This window comes from Capnocytophaga sp. oral taxon 326 str. F0382 (assembly GCF_000318295.1).
Classification (GTDB): domain Bacteria; phylum Bacteroidota; class Bacteroidia; order Flavobacteriales; family Flavobacteriaceae; genus Capnocytophaga; species Capnocytophaga periodontitidis.
Map to the genome: position 1 here is coordinate 1 of NZ_KB291366.1, position 2,544 is coordinate 2,544.

Here is a 2,544-nt window from a genome sequence, read left to right on the forward strand (position 1 = left end):
ATGGGAGGGGTGGGAATAATGGGAGGGGGGGGAGGTGTGAGCCGTACGGGCGGGGGATGGGAGTAATGGGAGGGATGAGAATGATGGAGAGACTCCCACAAAGCCAGCGAGTTGGCGCAGCTGGGTATGTGAACACGAATTGACACGAAAAGGGGATTGTATAGAGTAGTTGGGATTAGATTATCTCACGAATTTTCACCTGACGGTGGATTGTTTTGTGAGTATATTGTGATATGTTGTTGGGAGTTAATGTTTTGTTATATGGGGCTGGGGTTGAGGTAATGATTTTTGGAAAGGTGTTCTTTTAGGGCTTGTTCATTATTACCTATTCTCATTGTGAATTCTTGGAAGCTCTCAGTTTCTTGAGGAATATGCAATCCTATTTTTTCTAAAATTTTATTTTCGGCATTCCCGTCTATATAGAGTTCTTCAGAAAAAAATGGTTCGTCGCTATCTATTTTGCTACAAGGATAAAGTAGAAAACCTCTATTTGTTTCAAAACGGTACATATACGTAATCGTTTTGTAGTAGATGCTCGTCGCTTTTTCTGAATCGTCCTCGTAAAATTTGTGCCTATCCAAAGGTATATATTTAGCATCTCCTACAAGTTTTGGAGAGCCACTTCTGCTGATAAAATCGGGGTAGATAGGTTGTTTTCCTTTTTTAAAAAGGTATTCTCTTCCATTGCCTTTGAGATTTTCAGGATGTTCAAAACCTTCGTTTAAAAAAGTATTTAGGTATTCTTCCCACAGCCAAGCACCGTCAAAAAGGAGTCCGTGTATTTTATCTTTTTCTTCGCCGAATGTCAGTTTTTCGTGGTTTAGGATGTTCAAACATATTTTTTGCAGAGGAGCATACTCTGTAAAATAAGGATGTACAAAGGGCTTGGCATTTGCCATTATCACTTTACGCCGAGCATTTTTGTTATAGGTGTTTTGAGTGTGAAAAACAAATTGGCTAACCATAGTGCGCATTTCGGCATCTGTATTCAGCAAGGCATTGCCTATAGGATGTGTTCTTAGGTACTCAATAGTATGGCGGATGAGTTGCGATAGAGGATTATTGTAGCTATGTTCTTTGGTTGTATAAGCTATTTTGCCTGCAAAAGGTGGTTTTTAAGTAGATGAGGTTTCACATCTATAGTTCATTTTACATTTGTATCATTATATTGCTTGCGTTGGTAAGCTTTATAAAGCCCCTGTGCATAAGCTTTTTTTAAGCAAAAAGGAAATAAGTAGAGCCAAAAATCCCAAATAGTTTCTTCGTTGTTAGGGCTCTGTTCAAAATTAAAGATGTTAGTAGCTAATACTTTTTGCAACATATAGTGCAAAAAGAAATCATTCTTATCATCTTCTGCAAAACGGGAAGTGATAGTAACCTTACTTGTGTTACGCCCTACAAATCCCATTATGTTGTTAGTGTACAACTTGTCTCCTTCAATATTGAAAATAGGTTTGTTGAGATATTTTTCCAAAGACTGAGGGAAAACTAACAAATTAGGATTTTCACTCAGTAAGTGTGTTATACTATGATTGGCAATAGGGGTTAGGTGCGCTATATACTGAGAATTAAGCTCTTTTCCCTTATAATTATTGTCCGTTATCCTCATTACCAAAGAAAGCATTTTTTAATTTTTCTAACTCGTCTTTTCCATTAGGCATACCACGTAAATATTCCTTTAGTAAAGGTTCTATGTGATAGTCCCATACATTTTCTAATTCTTCATCTTGAATACAATTGCCATCAGTATCAAGAAAATAAGCACCCCCTATATGGTAGGCACTGCTGAAGCCTGCTATATTTTCGATAGCCTCATTGAGTTTTTTCATAGCTTTTGTTATTGGTTCAGTCAGTCCCATATTTATAGCGCTTTCTTCGGCAGTAACTTCTATCCAAGTGAAGCGGCGGCGCATAGCAAAATCAAAACTTTCGACACTTCGGTCGATATCATTCATACAGCCGATGATATAGACGTTTTCGGGCACGTAGAAAGACTCGTCATCACCTTGCATATTCGCATATTGAGTTTTGACGGCTCCTTTTACACCTCTGTAAGTAGGGTCGATACTAAAAAAGAGCTCTCCGAAAATTTTAGAGATTTCGCCTCTGTTGATTTCGTCGATTACAAAAACGTAGTTTTTATCATTTCCTATTTTTTCGGGTTTGAAATTATAAGTATTTTTGAAATACTCTGCTACCGATACTAAATAAGGTTTCCAATCTCTTATCACACCATTGTAAAGATAAGCTGCTATCATTTCTTTGGTGATTGATAGACGTGTACCAACTTCTGTTTGAGGAATAGCCACACAAGAGTTTTTACTATTAGCTTCTAAGGTAAAAGGCTTTTTCTGGGTTGGTGTTGACAGTGTTATAGGATTTTGTAATAAATCGTCTATAAAGTTGTTATACAACACATCAAAGTTATCTTTCTTTTTATTAGCTTGTTGGCAGAATTTTTTGAAAATACCGTCTTTTTTGTCAAAATTACGAATAAAAAGCAAAACTACAAAAATAATGTAATTAGCTCATACAAAGAGGATT

Annotated in this window: 3 protein-coding genes; all 3 read right to left on the bottom strand. The window is 36.6% G+C overall.

Going from position 1 to position 2,544, the window contains the following annotated elements:
- Window positions 1-257: 257 nt before the first annotated feature.
- From HMPREF9073_RS01765 to HMPREF9073_RS01770, 3 genes are read right to left on the bottom strand one after another with little or no spacing between them, the layout of a single operon-like run.
- Window positions 258-1,094, bottom strand: coding sequence for an McrC family protein (locus HMPREF9073_RS01765; protein WP_255347144.1), 837 nt, complete (start codon window positions 1,092-1,094; stop codon window positions 258-260).
- 50 nt (window positions 1,095-1,144) lie between these two features.
- Window positions 1,145-1,609, bottom strand: coding sequence for a hypothetical protein (locus tag HMPREF9073_RS16485; RefSeq protein WP_009412272.1), 465 nt, complete (start codon window positions 1,607-1,609; stop codon window positions 1,145-1,147).
- The gene (locus HMPREF9073_RS01770; RefSeq protein ID WP_009412273.1) at window positions 1,590-2,504 is read right to left on the bottom strand and encodes an AAA family ATPase; all 915 of its coding nucleotides are present in this window, start codon (window positions 2,502-2,504) and stop codon (window positions 1,590-1,592) included. Before HMPREF9073_RS01770 ends, HMPREF9073_RS16485 begins: the two co-directional genes overlap by 20 nt.
- Window positions 2,505-2,544 lie beyond the last annotated feature (40 nt).

What these genes read in the sequence shown, in the direction of transcription:
- HMPREF9073_RS16485 (WP_009412272.1), bottom strand. Translation starts at nt 1,609, where the DNA reads ATGAGGATAACGGACAATAATTATAAGGGAAAAGAGCTTAATTCTCAG.